General features: G+C 70.5%; 12 protein-coding genes. 4 read left to right on the top strand and 8 right to left on the bottom strand.

Annotation, left to right across the window (positions count from 1 at the left end):
• Positions 1 to 8: 8 nt before the first annotated feature.
• The 5 genes from ACIQF6_RS13740 to acnA form a co-directional block, all read right to left on the bottom strand.
• Positions 9 to 962, bottom strand: a complete 954-nt coding sequence (locus ACIQF6_RS13740) for a carbohydrate ABC transporter permease (RefSeq protein WP_400894002.1) — start codon at positions 960 to 962, stop codon at positions 9 to 11.
• 10 nt (positions 963 to 972) lie between these two features.
• Complete coding sequence (locus ACIQF6_RS13735; protein WP_400894000.1) at positions 973 to 1,905, bottom strand: carbohydrate ABC transporter permease; 933 nt, start codon at positions 1,903 to 1,905, stop codon at positions 973 to 975.
• Positions 1,906 to 2,035: 130 nt separating this feature from the next.
• Entirely contained in the window at positions 2,036 to 3,433 is a 1,398-nt protein-coding gene (ngcE, locus tag ACIQF6_RS13730) for an N-acetylglucosamine/diacetylchitobiose ABC transporter substrate-binding protein (protein ID WP_400893998.1), read from the bottom strand.
• Positions 3,434 to 3,812: 379 nt separating this feature from the next.
• A complete protein-coding gene (locus ACIQF6_RS13725; protein ID WP_400893996.1) occupies positions 3,813 to 5,135 on the bottom strand; it encodes a glycoside hydrolase family 18 protein in 1,323 nt (440 codons plus the stop codon).
• A 187-nt stretch (positions 5,136 to 5,322) separates the two neighbouring features.
• The gene (gene acnA / locus ACIQF6_RS13720) at positions 5,323 to 7,968 is read right to left on the bottom strand and encodes an aconitate hydratase AcnA (protein WP_400893994.1); all 2,646 of its coding nucleotides are present in this window, start codon (positions 7,966 to 7,968) and stop codon (positions 5,323 to 5,325) included.
• Positions 7,969 to 8,274: 306 nt separating this feature from the next.
• Between acnA and ACIQF6_RS13715 the strand changes: the two genes are divergently transcribed.
• The 4 genes from ACIQF6_RS13715 to ACIQF6_RS13700 all read left to right on the top strand — a co-directional run bounded on the left by ACIQF6_RS13715 (position 8,275) and on the right by ACIQF6_RS13700 (position 11,161).
• Positions 8,275 to 8,793, top strand: a complete 519-nt coding sequence (locus tag ACIQF6_RS13715) for a SigE family RNA polymerase sigma factor (protein WP_400893992.1) — start codon at positions 8,275 to 8,277, stop codon at positions 8,791 to 8,793.
• Complete coding sequence (locus ACIQF6_RS13710; RefSeq protein WP_400893990.1) at positions 8,790 to 9,758, top strand: hypothetical protein; 969 nt, start codon at positions 8,790 to 8,792, stop codon at positions 9,756 to 9,758. The genes ACIQF6_RS13715 and ACIQF6_RS13710 overlap by 4 nt, the downstream gene beginning before the upstream one ends.
• Positions 9,759 to 9,908: 150 nt before the next feature.
• On the top strand, positions 9,909 to 10,313 hold the full coding sequence (locus ACIQF6_RS13705; protein ID WP_400893988.1) for a type II toxin-antitoxin system VapC family toxin: 405 nt from the start codon (positions 9,909 to 9,911) through the stop codon (positions 10,311 to 10,313).
• Between the two features lie 299 nt (positions 10,314 to 10,612).
• Positions 10,613 to 11,161 (top strand): superoxide dismutase family protein, encoded by a 549-nt coding sequence (locus tag ACIQF6_RS13700; RefSeq protein ID WP_400893986.1) that lies wholly within the window; start codon positions 10,613 to 10,615, stop codon positions 11,159 to 11,161.
• 82 nt (positions 11,162 to 11,243) lie between these two features.
• On the opposite strand, the gene argF is transcribed toward ACIQF6_RS13700, so the two are convergent.
• The 3 genes from argF to ACIQF6_RS13685 form a co-directional block, all read right to left on the bottom strand.
• The gene (argF, locus tag ACIQF6_RS13695; protein ID WP_400893984.1) at positions 11,244 to 12,245 is read right to left on the bottom strand and encodes an ornithine carbamoyltransferase; all 1,002 of its coding nucleotides are present in this window, start codon (positions 12,243 to 12,245) and stop codon (positions 11,244 to 11,246) included.
• A 183-nt stretch (positions 12,246 to 12,428) separates the two neighbouring features.
• Entirely contained in the window at positions 12,429 to 15,032 is a 2,604-nt protein-coding gene (locus ACIQF6_RS13690; protein ID WP_400893982.1) for a polynucleotide kinase-phosphatase, read from the bottom strand.
• Positions 15,029 to 16,846 carry a 3' terminal RNA ribose 2'-O-methyltransferase Hen1 gene (locus ACIQF6_RS13685; protein ID WP_400893980.1) on the bottom strand — a complete coding sequence of 606 codons (1,818 nt, stop codon included), beginning with the start codon at positions 16,844 to 16,846 and terminating at the stop codon, positions 15,029 to 15,031. The genes ACIQF6_RS13690 and ACIQF6_RS13685 overlap by 4 nt, the downstream gene beginning before the upstream one ends.

The raw sequence follows: 16,846 nt of genomic DNA, 5'->3' as shown, positions 1-16,846 counted from the left end.
GGCTTCCGCTACTTCAGCGTGGCGGAGGTCAGGCCCGCCTGGACCTGGCGCTGGAAGGACAGGTACACCACCAGCACCGGCAGCATCGCGATCGTCATGCCGGCGAACAGGCCGGGGAAGTCGCTGGCATAGCCGGACTGCTGGGCCAGGTTCATCAGGCCCTGGGCGAGCATCGAGTGGTCCGGGTCGCTGCTCTTGTTCTGCTGCATCAGGGTCAGCGGGAGCAGGTACTGGTTCCACTGGCCGAGCACGTTGAAGATGAACACGCTGATCAGGCCGGACTTCGCCATCGGCACCATGACCTGGAAGAACGCCCTGGTGTGCGAGCAGCCGTCGATCATCGCGGCCTCGTGGACGGCGCTGGGCAGCGACCGGAAGAACGAGTGCAGGAAGAACACCGTGAACGGCAGCGAGTAGGCCGTGTAGACCAGGATCAGGCCGGCGTACTGGTTCAGGCCGAGCCACGGGACGACCGTGCCGAGGTTCTTCATCATGAAGAACAGCGGGACGAGCGCCAGGTAGACCGGGAACATCGAACCGGCCACGAAGAAGAAGTAGATGAGCCGGTTGCCGCGGAACTCGTACCGGGCCAGCACATAGGCGGCCATCGAGCCGAGCAGCATGGTCAGCGTCAGCGAACCCGTCAGCACGATCACGGTGTTGAGGAAGAAGTCGCCGATGCCCTTGTTCCAGGCCCGGCTGAAGGCGTCGAAGCCCCAGTGCGAGGGCCAGCTCCAGGCGCTGTCGCCGATCTCCGCGTTGTTCTTGAACGAGCCGAGGATGATCCAGATCAGCGGGCCGATGATCAGGACCGCCCACAGCGCCAGGAAGCCGTGCGAGAAGACGTTGAGGACTCCCCCGCCGTCGGCGAAGCGCTGCTCCTTGCCGGGCTTGCGCGGCTTGTCGGCCCCGCTGCTGCGCTGGTCCGGGATGCCGGTGGTCGCGTCGGTGTTGGTGCTCATGCCGGGAACCTCAGAACTCGATCTTCTCGCGCCGGCTGACCCGGAGCGAGACGACGGACAGGACCAGGGTGACGAAGAAGATCACCACACCCATGGCGCAGGCGTAACCGGCCTTGCCGAAGGTGATGAAGTTGCGCATCAGCAAGGTCGCCATGATCTCGCTGTGGTGGTCCGGGCCACCGCCGTAGTACGCGCCGGGGGTCATGGTGGAGACCAGGGCGAAGGCGTCCATCGCGGCGATCGCGAGGTAGACCCAGGCGGTCTGGATGCTCTCCCAGAGCAGCGGCAGCGTGATCCTGAAGAAGGTGGTGCCGCGCTTGGCGCCGTCCAGCATGGCGGCCTCGTAGATGTCCTTCGGGATGCTCTGCATGGCGGCCGAGAACAGCACCAGGTAGAAGCCGACGCCGGACCAGATGATCACGGCCATCACGCACCACAGGCCGAAGGTCGGGTTGGTCGTCCAGTCCCAGGGGTGCTGCTCGTCGACGATGCCGAGCGAGATCAGGACGCCGTTGAGCAGGCCGCCCTTGTCGGTCCGGTACATGCCCTGGAACAGCACCGACAGGATCGCCACCGAGAGCACCTGCGGAAAGAAGAACACGACCTTGTAGAAGGCCGAGCCGCGGACGCCCTGCACGCCGCCGGTGCCGCTCCTGCCGCCCACGTTGAGCATGAAGGCGAAGAACAGCGCCAGCAGGATGGTGGCCAGCGGCAGCACGATCAGCAGCAGCAGGTTGTGCTGGAGCGCGGACAGGAAGGCGCTGTCCTTGAACAGGGCGACGTAGTTGTCCAGCCCGACGAATTTCTTGGGGGGCGCGGCGCCCGGCCAGTCGGTCAGCGAGTAGCCGAAGGTCTGGAGGTAGGGCCAGATGACCAGAAGGATGTACAGCACGACGGGCGCCACGAGGAACCCGAAGATGAACGGTGTTTTACGGTGTCGCATGGGAGCTGCTCCTGTCCGCCGACAGCCTGTGGTCAGACAGGCCTGGAACTGCGGTGTCGCGTGGAACGGCCGGGGTCCGCGAACGGACCCCGGCCTTGCGGTGTCAAGCCGTCGGCCTGCTGGGGGTCGGTCAGGCCTTCTTGGAGGTCGCGGCCTTGCCGCGGGCGACCCACTCCGCCGGGGTGATGCGCTTGTTGACCAGCTCGTTGGTGGCGTTCTCGACCTCGGCGTCGAACGCGGTCTGCAGGTCCTGGAAGCTGAAGCTGAAGGTGACGTCGCCGGCCGCCTTGACCGCCACGGCCGAGGACTTGGTGCCCGGCTTGAGCTGGACGTCGGGGTTGACGCCGTCCTTCAGGACGGTCAGCGAGTTCGCGGTGGCCACGAACTTCGAGGACCCGTCCTTGGTCAGCATCATGCGCAGGAACTCGAGACCGCCGGCCTTGTTGGCGGCCTTGCTCGGAACCATGAACGGCTCGCCGGCGCCGGCCCACAGGGCGGTGGCGGGCAGCTTGTCGCCGGGCAGCGCCGGGATGGGCAGGAAGGCCATGTCGAAGTCGGCCGGGGTGGCGGCCAGCATCTCGTTCTCCAGCCAGGAGCCGGACGGGATGAAGGCGGCCTTGCCCTGGCACCAGGCGGTCTGCGACTCGGTGTGGGTCATGCCGTTGGTGCCGGGGAGGAGGAAGTCGCCCTCCATGATCTTGTTGAACGCGGTGACGCCGGCCAGCACCGCCGGGTCGTCCCAGGCCGTCGCGTCACAGGCGTTGATCTTCTTGACCAGGTCCTGGCCACCCTGCTTGGCGATCAGGCTGAAGATGACGTAGTTCGCGTAGTAGGGGTACTTGCCCTGGTGCGCGAACGGGGAGATGCCCGCAGCCTTGATGGTGCCGCAGAGGGTGATGAACTCGTCCCAGGTCTTCGGGGCGGCCCAGCCCTTGTCCTTGAACAGCTTGGCGGAGTACCACAGGCCGAACACGGTGTAGACGTAGTTCAGCGAGTACATCTTGCCGTTGATGGTGCCCTGCTCGATGGTGCCGGGCAGCAGGACGTCACGGATCTTCTTGCTCGGGTCGTCCAGGTACGGGGCGTCCAGCAGCACCGTCAGGTCGGTCAGCTGGTCGGCGCCGACCAGGACGTCCGCCTTCATGGCCTGGCCGCCCGAGTTGTCGAAGACGTCCGGCGGGCTGCCGGCGTTGAAGCGCGGCTGCAGCTTGCCGCTGATCTCCTGGGTGCCAAGGTGCGAGACGTTCGCGCCGGGGTAGGCCTTCTTGTAGGCGTCCTCGAAGACCTTGGCGTAGTCGTCGCCGTAGCCGCCCTTGAAGATCACCACGTCGAGCGCGTCGCCGGCCTTCACGCCGAACGGGTTCTTGTTGTCGCTGCCGAGCGTCGGGGTGGCACCCGACTTGTCGTCGCTGCTGGCGGAACCGCCGGCACAGGCCGCGAGCAGCGAGCTGCTGCCGGCCGCCAGGACGGTGATCGCAGCCGCGCGCTTGAACAGGTCGCGACGGTTGTACTCAGTTGCAGAGCCCATGCGTGCCCAACCCCTCAGTTCCAGAAGATATGAGCCGGAGCTGACGTCCCGTCAACTCCCTTGGCCCGAAAGGTGCCCAGCGGCTTAGGTGCCGGTCAGAGGCGGTGAGATGATGCGCAAAGGTATAGTCCACTGCTTCATCTGACAGCAATAGGCCGCCGGTCCGATAACAAACCTGACAGTCAAAGCGTTGTCGGCGGTGCAGCATGTGCAACGTGCAGGGACCCTGCACATTACGTGTCCGCGCCAGCCGTGAGCGCGAATCTAGCGCGCGACTGTTTGCTTGAACATAGAAATGCGCAGCTTCGCGCATCACGGTTCGAGAACCGTGACGGCGGAGCTGCGCACCGGAGACCGCCTGACGACCCCTCGGCAATCCTCAGTCGTCCCGAAGTCCCTTGTCCAGTGCGGCGATCATGCTGCCCTGGGCGTCGTCGCCGTCCAGCGACCAGACCATCACACCGGCCAGGTCGTTCTCCTGGACGTAGCGGGCCTTGGCGGTCGCCATCTCCGGGGTGTCGTACGTCCAGAACTCGTTGCCGTCGTACTTCCAGCTCACCCCGTGCGCCCGGTCCGTCCAGACCTTGCCGGGCAGGTCCTTGATCTGCCTGTAGGCCAGGGTGCCGCCGCGGGCCAGGCCGGTGGCCGGCTGGTACAGGCCGTTGCCCCGCGGGCCGCCGGGCACGCCCGTCCAGCCGAAGCCGTAGAGCGGAACGCCCACCACGGCCTTCTTCGACGGCAGGCCGCGGTCCGTGTAGGCACCGACCAGCCGGTCCACGCTCAGCTGAAGCCCGGTGGGGTCGTTCGGGTCGGAGTACAGGTTGGACTCGTGGTTGGTCGGGCCCTTGACCTCCCACGGGCCGTGCAGCTCGTAGGCCATCAGGTTCAGCCAGTCCACCGGCTTGGCGACCTTGTCGATCTCGAACTTGTCGATCGCGGACTCGCCGGCCGGCACCGCGGCGGTGAGCAGGTAGTGCGGGCCCTTCTTGCCGGACAGCGCGTCCAGCTGGGTGCGGAACTCCTGCATCAGCAGGGTGAAGTTCCGCCCGTCCTCGGGGCGCACCACGTTGCCGTCGTCACCGGGGGTGCCCGGGTACTCCCAGTCGATGTCGATGCCGTCGAACACTCCGGCGCCCGCGCCCGCGCCGCCCTCGGCGGAGCCCAGCTGCGGCAGGTCGCCCTTGAGGTACAGGTCGATGCAGGAGGAGACGAACTTCTTCCGGGAGGCATCGGTCAGCGCCGCGTCCGAGAAGTGCTTGGACCAGCTCCAGCCGCCCAGCGAGATCACCGCCCGCAGCTGCGGGTTCTTCGCCTTCAGCTTGCGCAGCTGGTTGAAGTTGCCCTTGAGCGCCTGGCCCGGGGCGTCCGCCACGCCGTCCACCGACTCCTCGGCGCCCACCGGCCGCTGGTAGTCGGCCCAGGCGTCGCCCTCCCCGGCCGCGTTGGCCTCGAAGCAGGTGCCGTCGGCGGAGACGTTGCCGAACGCGTAGTTGAGCACGGTCAGCTTGCCGGCCTGGCCGCTGTCCTGGACCTTCTTGGCGGAGAACCCGCTGTAGATGCCCCACTGGGTGAAGTAGCCGACCCGCTGGCCGTTCAGGTGCGGGGCCTTCTCCTGGGTCTGCGCGGCCTGCGCGGTGACCGGGGAGACGAGCAGGGCGCCGATGGTCGCGGCGGCGAGGAGGGCCGAGGTGCGTCTGGTCATTCCGTGAATCTCTCCGATTCAGCGTCAGATTGGTATGGACCAAGTGCTGATGGAGAGGTCTAGTCCACTCGACCGGTACCGCACAAGAGGATGGCCGAATTCCTCCAAGAAATGGCAAAGAGCCGCACCACTCCTCGCGGGAGCGGTGCGGCTCTTGACTGCGCGTCAGGTCAGCAGCTGTGCCCGATCAGCCGATCAGGCTGCGCAGCACGTACTGCAGGATGCCGCCGTTGCGGTAGTAGTCCGCCTCGCCGGGGGTGTCGATGCGCACCACGGCGTCGAACTCGACGGCGCCGGCCTTGACCTTGACGGTCTTCGGGGTGCGGCCCTCGTTCAGCTCGGTGACACCGGTGAACTCGAAGGTCTCCTCGCCGGTCAGGCCCAGCGAGTCGGCGTTCTGGCCGGCCGGGAACTGCAGCGGCAGGACGCCCATGCCGATCAGGTTGGAGCGGTGGATGCGCTCGTAGGACTCGGCGATGACGGCCTTGACGCCGAGCAGCGCGGTGCCCTTGGCCGCCCAGTCGCGGGACGAGCCGGAGCCGTACTCCTTGCCGGCCAGGACCACCAGCGGGATGCCCGCGGCCTGGTAGTTCTGCGAGGCGTCGTAGATGAACGACACCGGCGCGTCGGCCTGGGTGAAGTCGCGGGTGTAGCCGCCCTCGGTGCCCGGCGCGATCTGGTTGCGCAGGCGGATGTTGGCGAAGGTGCCGCGGATCATGACCTCGTGGTTGCCACGGCGCGAGCCGTAGGAGTTGAAGTCACGCTTCTCCACACCGTGCTCGGTGAGGTACTGCGCCGCCGGGGTGCCCGGCTTGATGTTGCCGGCCGGGGAGATGTGGTCGGTGGTGACCGAGTCGCCCAGCTTGGCCAGCACGCGGGCGCCGGCGATGTCGGTCACCGGGCTCGGGGTCTTGGCCATGCCCTCGAAGTACGGGGGCTTGCGGACGTAGGTGGACTCGGCGTCCCACTCGAAGGTGTTGCCGGTCGGGACCGGGAGCGACTGCCAGCGGTGGTCGCCGGCGAAGACGTCCTGGTAGCCCTTGTCGAACATGGCCTCGTCGATCGAGCCGGCGACCGCGTTGGCGACCTCCTGCTCGGACGGCCAGATGTCGGCGAGGAAGACGTCGTTGCCGTCCGCGTCCTGGCCCAGGGCGTCCTTGGTGATGTCGACGTTCATGTTGCCGGCGAGGGCGTAGGCGACCACCAGCGGCGGGGACGCCAGGTAGTTCATCTTGACGTCCGGGTTGATCCGGCCCTCGAAGTTGCGGTTGCCGGACAGCACCGAGACGACCGCCAGGTCGGACTCGTTCACCGCGGCGGAGACCTCCTCGGGCAGCGGGCCCGAGTTGCCGATGCAGGTGACGCAGCCGTAGCCGACCAGGTTGAAGCCCAGCTTCTCCATGTACGGGAGCAGGCCGGCCTTCTCGTAGTAGTCCATGACGACCTTGGAGCCGGGCGCCAGGGTGGTCTTGACCCAGGGCTTGACGTGCAGGCCCTTCTCCACGGCCTTCTTCGCCAGCAGGGCAGCGCCCAGCATGACGGAGGGGTTGGAGGTGTTGGTGCAGGAGGTGATCGAGGCGATCACGACCGCGCCGTTGTCGATCTCGTAGGTCGAGCCGTCGGGGGCGGTGACGGCGGTCGGCTTCGAGGCCTCGGCGGAGTAGGTCGGCAGCGCCTCGGCGAACTTCTCGGCGGCCTCGGCCAGGATCACGCGGTCCTGCGGGCGCTTCGGGCCGGAGATCGACGGGACGACGGTGGAGACGTCCAGCTCCAGGTACTCGGAGAAGACCGGCTCGACCGACGGGTCGTGCCAGAGGCCCTGCTCCTTGGCGTACGCCTCGACCAGGGCGAGCTGCTGCTCGTCACGGCCGGTGAGCTTCAGGTAGTTGATGGTCTCGGCGTCGATCGGGAAGATCGCACAGGTCGAGCCGAACTCCGGCGACATGTTGCCGATGGTGGCGCGGTTCGCCAGCGGGATCGAGGTGACGCCCTCGCCGTAGAACTCGACGAACTTGCCGACCACACCGTGCTTGCGCAGCATCTCGGTGATGGTGAGCACCAGGTCGGTGGCGGTGGTGCCGGCCGGCAGCTGGCCGTTCAGCTTGAAGCCGACCACGCGCGGGATCAGCATCGAGACCGGCTGGCCGAGCATCGCGGCCTCGGCCTCGATGCCGCCGACGCCCCAGCCCAGCACACCCAGGCCGTTGACCATGGTGGTGTGCGAGTCGGTGCCGACGCAGGTGTCCGGGTACGCCTGGCCGCCTCGCACCATGACGGTGCGGGCCAGGTGCTCGATGTTGACCTGGTGGACGATGCCGGTGCCCGGCGGGACGACCTTGAACTCGTCGAACGCGGTCTGGCCCCAGCGCAGGAACTGGTAGCGCTCCTTGTTGCGGCCGTACTCGATCTCGACGTTCTGGACGAAGGCGTCCGGGGTGCCGAACTTGTCGGCGATGACGGAGTGGTCGATGACCAGCTCGGCCGGCGCCAGCGGGTTGATCTTGGACGGGTCGCCGCCCAGCTCCTTCACGGCCTCGCGCATGGTGGCCAGGTCGACCACGCAGGGCACGCCGGTGAAGTCCTGCATGATCACGCGGGCCGGGGTGAACTGGATCTCCTCGGACGGCTCGGCCGTCGGGTCCCAGCCGCCCAGCGCGCGGATGTGGTCGGCGGTGATGTTGGCGCCGTCCTCGGTGCGGAGCAGGTTCTCCAGCAGGACCTTGAGGCTGTACGGCAGCCGCTCGGAACCCTCGACGGCGGAGAGCTTGAAGATCTCGTACGACTCGTCGCCCACCTGCAGCGAGCTGCGGGCGTCGAAGCTGTTCGCGGACACGACTGACTCCTTCTTGGTCCACCCGGTGGTAAGGTAAGGCTTGGCTAACCTGTCGGTCGCCTGCCCACCGAGCCGATGATGGAAGGCCCGCCGAACGCGGGGCCTGCGCCTCTCGGCAAGTATCTTGACGTCAAGATAAAGTCTAACGCCGAATGTATCTCGATGTCGAGATAAACCATAGTGCATGGCTCCGTCCAAACTTCACCGGCACATCCTGTAACGCAACCGCAGCCCCGGCGCATCTGTCCTCATGTACCGAGCAGGCCAGGCGGGGCCGCCGGAACCGGCACGTGACGAGGGGTGCGGATGGCGGTGGGGCGGCGACGGGCCGAGGAGCGACGCGAGTTCGAGGAGTTCGCGCACGCCCGCGGCACCGCGCTGTTCCGCACCGCCCTGCTGCTCTGCGGCGACTGGCACCTCGCCGAGGACCTCACCCAGACCGCGCTCGCCCGCATCTACGCCTCCTGGGGCCGGGTCCGGCAGGCCGACAACCCGGTCGCCTACGCCCGCACCGTGCTGCTGCGCTGCTACCTCTCCCACCGGCGGCTGCGCCGCAGCAGCGAACTGCCCGGCCTCGACCTCCTCCCCGAACAGGCCGCCCCCGACAGCGACCCGGCCCTGCGCGTCGCCCTGCTCGCCGCCCTCGCCGAACTGCCGCCCAAGGACCGGGCCGTCCTGGTGCTGCGCTACTGGGAGGACCGCAGCGTCGAGGAGACCGCCGCGGAACTCCAGCTCTCCCCCGGCACCGTCCGGGTCCGCGCGCTGCGCGCCCTCACCCGGCTGCGCCGCCAACTCGCCCCGCACCTGGACACCCTCGTCCCGTGACCCCTCCCCTGCTGCCCTGCTGGGACCGTTCGGCCGCCCGGCCGCCCGCCGACCCGACCGACGTGCCGTCAGAAAGCGAGAACTCCCCGATGCCCGAGCAGGAGCTGAACGACGTCTTCCAGCGGGCGGTCGGCGACGCGGCACCCGATCTCGGCCTGCTCGTCGCCGGGGCCACCGCCCGGGGCCGGTCCATCCGGCTGCGCCGGCGGGCCGCGCTGCTCGGGACCGTCCTCACGGTCGCCGGGCTGGCCCTCGGCGGCGGACTCCTGCTGCGCCCCGCCCCGCCCGCCCCCGCCGTCGCCCCCGCCGCCGCCGGGTCGGTGGCGCCCGTCCCCTCGCCGCAGCCGACCCTGCCGCCGGGCTGGGCGCCGATGAACGGCACCCGCACCCGGGCCATGCTGGAGAAGCTGCTGAGCCCGGAACTGACCATCGACACCTGGAACGGCCGCCGCGCCACCTCGGACACCCAGGTGCAGACCGTCTTCCTGGCCCGCCTGCGCAGCCTCGGCGACCAACGCACCGGCACCTTCGAGATCCAGGTGTCGTTCCCGACCGGCCGGACGCAGCCGCCGTTCGACCGCCTCGACTGCACCACCAACCCCGCCGACGAGAACTGCCGACCGCTCACCGGCGGCAAGGGCGACACCGGCGTGGCCTTCACCAGGTACGACGAGGCCGGCCAGATCAGCTACGTGACGAAGCTGCGGCAGGCCGACGGCGTCCTGATCACCCTGATCGCCGTCGGCACCGACGGGGACGAGCCCTTGGTGAGCCTCTCGAGCCTCATGAAGTGGGTGACCGGACCGGACTGGCCGACCTTCATCGCCCAGGAGAACGCCGAGACCCCCGCGCCGCAGCCGGAGCCCGGCCCCGACCGGACCTCGACGGGGCGGCCGACTGCGGCGGTGTCGCACCTGCCCCTGGGCGCGCACCCCGGCACGCCGCTGGGCGGGACGTCGCAATAGCCGGGCAGCGAGCGCCGGTTGGGGCACCCCGACGCCGAGCCGCAGGCAGCGAGCCCTGGTTGGGGCAGCACGCCGCCGAGCCGCAGGCCGGGAACGGCGGTTGGGGCACCCCGACGCCGAGCCGCGGGCCGGGCGGGCTACCGTGGGCGGGTGATCGTGGTGGACGCTTCCGCAGTGGTGCTCTCGCTCGCCGACCAGGGCCCGCGAGGGGCCGCGGCCCGGGCAGCACTGGCCGCCGACCCCGACTGGGTCGCGCCCGAGCACGTGCTGATCGAGGTGATGCAGTCGCTGCGCGGGCTCTACCTCGCCAAGGAGGTGACCGCCGAACAGGCGGCCGAAGTCGCCCGGCGGCTGCCGGAGCTGACGATCCGCAAGGTGGAGATTGCGCCGCTGCTCGGCCGGATCTGGGAACTCAAGGACAACCTGACCCCGGACGACGCCGCCTACGTCGCGGTCGCCGAAGCCTGCGACGCCCCGTTGATCACCGCCGACCTGCGGCTGATGCGCGCCAGCGGTCCGCGCTGCGAGATCCGCGGCATCACCGCAGCGGGCTGAGCGGGCCGGCGCAGCCCCGGGGTGGCCCGGCCTCGTCACTGCCGGGCTGCCGGCTTCGACCGGGACGGGCTGTGACAGGCTGGGCTGGGACGGGCCGGGCTGGGCTGGGACGGGCCGAGCCGGGGCCGGGCCGGTTGCCCGCTGACGGTCCGTCGAGGTCGACCGGGACGGTTCTGCGCCCGGCCGGGCGTTCTCGTACGGGTGACTGCGGGCGGCACTGCGGCACGGCGACGTGCGTGACGGGGCGACCGGCGGCCACGGTGGGCGATGTTCCCTGACGGCCCGTCGGAAGGTCCGCGATGCCCCTGCCCTCCGTCTCCGGTGCACTGCTGATGCCGCTCGCCCTGCTGCCGGTCGGCCCGCCCGCCGTCGCGGGCCCGGCCGGGACGCCGCTCGGGGCCGTCCCCGACCAGGTGGTGGACGCCCGCTTCGACCGCGCCGACGGCATCGTCCCCGCCAGGGCGATCACCCACGAGCCCGACCTGGTGCCGTACGGCGCGCAGGTGCGGGTCACCGTCCACCGGGAGGCGGGCCGGACGACCGTCGCGGTGGAACTGGCCGGGGTGGCAGGCTCGCACGAGTTCCCGACGCACGTGCACACCGGCCACTGCAGCGCCGACCCGACGACGTCCGGGCCGCACTACCAGCACACGGCGGGTTCGGACGCCGCGGACAACGAGCTGCGGATGACAGTGCGCACCGACCCCGGCGGGCGCGGCGACGCCTCGGCGACCGTCCCGTGGACGTTCCGGCCCGACGGGGCGCACTCGCTGGTGCTGCATGCCGGCCCCGATGCCGGGTCGCACGCGCCCACCGACCGGGTGGGCTGCGTGGACGTCGATTTCTGACCCTCGACGCCCGGCGATCGGCGGCGCCGGGCGCCGAAGGTCAGGAGTCGGGGGCCAGGAGTCGGCAGGCAGGTGGCGGCGGTCAGGAGCCGAGGGTCGCCACCATCACGGCCTTGATGGTGTGCAGGCGGTTCTCGGCCTGGTCGAAGACCACGGAGTGCGTCGACTCGAAGAGTTCGTCGGTGCACTCCAGCTCGGACATGCCGGTGAGTTCGAACATCTGGCGGCCGATCTCGGTGCCGAGGTCGTGGTACGCGGGCAGGCAGTGCAGGAACTTGACCGCCGGGTTGCCGGTGGCGCGCACCGTGTCCATGGACACCTGGTACGGCTTCAGCAGCGCGATCCGCTCGGCCCAGACCTCCTTGGGCTCACCCATCGACACCCAGACGTCGGTGTACAGGAAGTCCGCACCGGCCACGCCCGCCGCCACGTCCTCGGTCAGCGTGATCAGCGCGCCGCTGGCCTCGGCCAGCGTGTGCGCGGCCTTCTGGACCTCCTCCGACGGCCACAGCTGCGCCGGGGCGACGATCCGGATGTCCATGCCCAGCAGCGCGCCGGTGACCAGCAGCGAGTTGCCCATGTTGGAGCGGGCGTCGCCGAGGTAGACCAGGGTGGTCTCGTTCAGCGGCTTGGTGGAGTGCTCCCGGATGGTGAGCACGTCGGCCAGCATCTGGGTGGGGTGCCACTCGTCGGTCAGGCCGTTCCAGACCGGGACGCCCGCGTGGGCGGCCAACTCCTCGACGATCTCCTGGCCGTCGCCGCGGTACTCAATGCCGTCGAACATCCGGCCCAGCACCCGGGCGGTGTCCTTGACCGACTCCTTGTGACCCATCTGCGAGCCGGCCGGGTCCAGGTAGGTGGTGGACGCACCCTGGTCGTGGGCCGCCACCTCGAACGCGCAACGGGTGCGGGTGGAGGTCTTGGCGAAGATCAGGGCGATGTTCTTGCCCGTCAGCCGCGGCTGCTCGGTACCGGCGTACTTGGCGGCCTTGAGCTGCGCGGCAAGGTCGACCAGGTGACGGAACTCCTGGGGAGTGAAGTCGATCTCCTTGAGGAAGTGCCTGTTCCGGAGGTTGAACGCCATACCGGTCTCCTGGGTCGGTCAACGGACTGAGACGGGAAGTGTATACGAGTTATCGAATATTCATGCACATCGAGGTCCGTTTCCGGCGGCGGGCCCGACGGGGGCGGCGAACCGGCGGCACCGGAGCCGGCCGCACCCGACCCGGCCGGGGCAGGGCTCCCCGGCCGGATCCGGCGGTGGGCGTCAGAGGCGGGGGTCGACCGGCTCGGACTCCAGGGCCAGCACCGCGAACACCGCCTCGTGCACCCGCCAGAGCGGCTCGCCGGCCGCCAGTCGGTCCAGCGCCTCCAGGCCGAGCGCGTACTCGCGCAGTGCGAGCGAGCGCTTGTGGCCCAGCGACCGCTGCCGGAGCCGGTCCAGCTGCCGGGTGTAGTCCGGGCCGTAGATGATCCGCAGGTACTCGCGGCCGCGGACCTTCAGGCCGGGCTGGACCAGCCGCCCCGTACCGTCCCGGTGCAGTGCCTCGACCGGCTTGACCACCATGCCCTCGCCGCCCGCGCCGGTCAGCGCGTCCCACCAGGCGGTGGCGGCGGCCACCGAGGACTCGTCCTCGGTGTCGACCAGCATCCGCCCGGTGCGGTGCAGCAAGGCGGTGGTGCCGTCCGACGCCTCGGCGAGCCGGTGGTCGGCGTCCACCAGGCGGTCGATCAGGTCGAGGTGCTCGGTGTGCGGGCGCAGCGCCAGGTTGGTGCCCTCGGCGGCGAGCAGCTGGAACGGGGCCAGCCGGATGCCGTCGAGGCCCTCGGTCGGCCAGCAGTAGCGCCGGTACGCCTCGGTGAAGGCCAGCGCGTCGGCGGCGCGCTCCTGCTGGCGTCCCGTCAGCTCCGTCACGTCCAGTCCGCGGGCGGCGGCCTTGGCGAGGGCGTCGAGCGCGACCGGCAGCGCGGCGCCGGCGGCCGCGCCGACCGCTGCGTACTGGCGGCGCAGCAGCTCGACGGCCTTCAGCGACCAGGGCATCAACTCGGCGTCCAGCAGCAGCCAGCCGGTGTCGAGTTCGTCGAACAGACCGGACTGCTCGGCGGCGGCCCGCAGCCGGTCGAGTATCGCGCCGGTGAGCTGCTCGTCGGACAGGAAGGCCCGGCCGGTCCTGGTCCAGATCGCGCCCCGGCCGGGCAGGCCGAAGCGCTTGTCGAGCGCGGTGTCGTCCCGGGCGACCAGCACGACGGCGCGCGAGCCCATGTGCTTCTCCTCGCAGATCACCTGCCGCACCCCGTCGTGCCGGTAGGCGAGGATCGCCTCCTCGGGGTGCTCCAGGAAGCCTTCGCGACGGGAGGTCGGCGAGGGCGCCATGGTCGGCGGCAGGTAGGCGAGCAGCCGCGGGTCGAGCGCGAAGCGGCTCATCACCTCCAGCGCGGCGGCGGCGTTCTCCTCCCGGACGCCGACGTTGCCGAGCGTGGCGGTCTCCACCACGCGGCGGCCGGCCACGTCGGCGAGGTCCAGCGGGCGACCCTCCCGGCCGCCGGGCGCGTCCTTGCGCAGCGGGCGGACCGGCTCGTACCACTCCTGCTCGGCCGGCACGCCGACGATCTCCCGCTCCGGGTAGCGCAGCGCGGTGAGGCTGCCGCCGAAGACGCAGCCGGTGTCGAGGCAGATGGTGTTGTTGAGGAAGCTCGCGACCGGCACCGGGGTGTGGCCGTAGACCACCAGGGCCCGGCCGCGGTACTCCTCGGCCCACGGGTAGCGGACCGGCAGGCCGTACTCGTCGGTCTCACCGGTGGTGTCGCCGTACAGCGCGTGCGAGCGGACCCGGCCGGAGGCACGGCCGTGGAACTTCTCGGGCAGGCCCGCGTGGCAGACCACCAGTGCGCCGCCGTCCAGCAGGTAGTGGCTGACCAGGCCGCGCATGAACGTCCGCACCTGGGCGCGGAACTCCTCGCTCTCGCCGGACAGCTGATCGATCGTCTCCTGCAGACCGTGCGAGACGGTGACCTTGCGGCCGTCCATCCAGCGGCCGAGCTTGTTCTCGTGGTTGCCGGGCACGCAGATCGCGTGGCCCGCCGTGACCATGCCCATCACCAGACGCAGCACGCCCGGGCTGTCCGGGCCGCGGTCGACCAGGTCGCCGACGAACACCGCGGTCCGGCCGTCCGGGTGCGCGGCGTCGACCGGGCGGCCCTGTTCGTCGCGGGTGATCGCGTAGCCGAGCCGGCCGAGCAGGGTCTCCAGCTCGGAGCGGCAGCCGTGGATGTCGCCGACGATGTCGAACGGGCCGGTCAGGTGCCGGAGGTCGTTGAAGCGCTTCTCCGGGACGATCTCGGCGTGCTCGATCTCCTCGACCCCGCGCAGCACGTGCACCTTGCGGAAGCCCTCGCGTTCCAGGCCTCGCAGCGAGCGCCGCAGGTCGCGCTGGTGCCGAGGGATCACGTGGGCCGGCAACTGCCGGTCCGGCCGGGCCCGGTTGCGTTCGGCGCACACCTCGGCGGGCACGTCCAGCACGATCGCGATCGGCAGCACGTGGTGCTCCCGGGCGAGGGCGATCAGCTGACGCCGGGCGTCCTGCTGGACGTTGGTGGCGTCGACCACGGTGAGCCGGCCGGCCGCGAGCCGCTTGCCGACGATGTAGTGCAGCACGTCGAAGGCATCGGCCGACGCGGACTGGTCGTTCTCGTCGTCGGAGACCAGCCCCCGGCAGTAGTCCGAGGAGATCACCTGAGTGGGCAGGAAGTGCTTCCGGGCGAAGCTGGACTTTCCGGAGCCGGTGCTGCCGATCAGCACCACCAGCGAGACATCGGTGACGGGGAGCCGCCGGCCGGTCGGGGTTCCGGCCTCCAGGGTTTCGGTGGTCATCGGTGGGCGCTCCCTTCCGGGGCGAGGTCGTTCGACGGGGCGTCGGTGCGGTCGGTGGAGGTGGTCGGGCCGGCTGCGACAGCGGCGGCCGCGCCGGTGGTGGTCACGCCGGTGGTGGTCGTATCGGGCTCGGTGACGCGGAAGTGTGCGAGTTGGGTGGGTGCGCCGACCTCCGGGTCGACAGGGCCGACCGGCTCGAACGCCACCGTGTAGCCGTAGTTCTCCGCCACCCGCTCCGCCCAGGCCACGAACTCGGCGCGGCTCCACTCGAAGCGGTGATCTCCGTGCCGCACGTGCCCGGCGGGCAGGCTCTCCCAGCGCACGTTGTACTCGACGTTCGGGGTGGTGACCACGACCGCGGCGGGCCTGGCCGCACCGAACACGGCGTACTCCAGCGCGGGCAGCCGAGGCAGGTCGAGGTGTTCGATCACCTCGCACAGCACCGCCGCGTCGTAGCCCTTCAGCCGGGCGTCGGTGTACGTCAGCGCGCCCTGGACCAGCCGCACCCGGCTGGCCTGACGCTCCGACATCCGGTCCAGCCGGAGTCGGCGAGCGGCGATCGCCAGCGCCCGGGAGGACACGTCCACACCGAGCACCTCGCTCACCCGCGGCTCCTTGAGCAGCGCGCCCACCAACTCGCCCTGGCCGCAGCCCAGGTCGAGCACCCGGGCGGCACCGGTGCGGGCCAGCGCGGCCAGGATCGCGGTACGCCGCTGCTCCGCCAGCGACCCGACGCGCCCGGCTGCCTCGCCGCCCGCGAAGGGGGAGTCGGCGCCCGGTCCGCACGGCTCCGGCTCGGTGGTCGGCGGTGCCTGCGCGGCCGACGGTGACTGCACGGCCTGCGCGGCCTGCGCGGCCTGCGACGGAGTTGACGCGGCGTCGACGGCAGGCCCGGCCGGGCCGCTGGCCGACACGTCTGCGGTCGGTTCGGTGATCGGTTCGGTGATCGGTTCGGTGATCGGGTCGGTGGTCGGGTCGATGGGGGTCACCTCCTCCGGGTCGTCGGGAACGGCGTTGTCGAGTTCCTCGGCCTCGCGGTCGTCGGCCTCGGCCAGGCGGGCCAGGGCGAGGCGTTCCATCGCCAGCCTGGTCAGCGACCAGCGGCGGGACAGGTAGCGGCGGGTGATCAGGGCGCGTTCGGGGTGCTCGGCGAGCCAGCCCTGGCCGGCCGCCAGCAGCTTGTCGACCTCGTCGGGCGCGACCCAGTAGTGCTTGGAGCCGTCCAGCACCGGCAGCAGCACGTACAGGTGCTGCAGGGCGTCGGCGAGCCGCAGGGTGCCGGTGAGTTCGAGCCGCACGTACCGGGAGTCGCCCCACTCGGGGAAGGACTCGTCCAGCGGGACGGGCGTCGCCTCGACCTGCCAGCCCAGCGGGGCGAACAGCCGCTCCACCAGGTCCGCTCCGCCGCCCACCACGGGAACGGCGGGCAGGGCGATCCGCAACGGCATGACGCGGCCGGGCAGTTCGGGGCGGTGCGCGCACTCGCCCTTCATCGCGGACCGGAACACCGTGCGCAGCGCCACCGCGAGCAGCGAGGACGCGGCGTACGGCCGGTCGTTGACGTACTCGGCGAGCGCCAGGTCGGGCGATCCGGCGCGGCCCTTGCCGCGGCCGTGGCGCAGCAGCGCCGCAGGGTCGATCTCCAGCAGGAGCGCGGCGGTGCACGCTTGCTCCCCGGATTCGGGGTAGAAGACATGCGCGGTGCCGTGCGCGGTGGTGAACCGCTGCACCCGGTCGGGGTGCTTGTGCAGGAGGAAGCCCAGGTCGGAGGCAGGATTCTCGGCAGTGCCGACGGTGGAGATGGATACGAACAC

The sequence above is a fragment of the Kitasatospora sp. NPDC092948 genome, from assembly GCF_044754805.1.
Classification (GTDB): Bacteria; Actinomycetota; Actinomycetes; order Streptomycetales; family Streptomycetaceae; genus Kitasatospora.
This window is presented reverse-complemented; position numbering and strand designations above follow the sequence as displayed.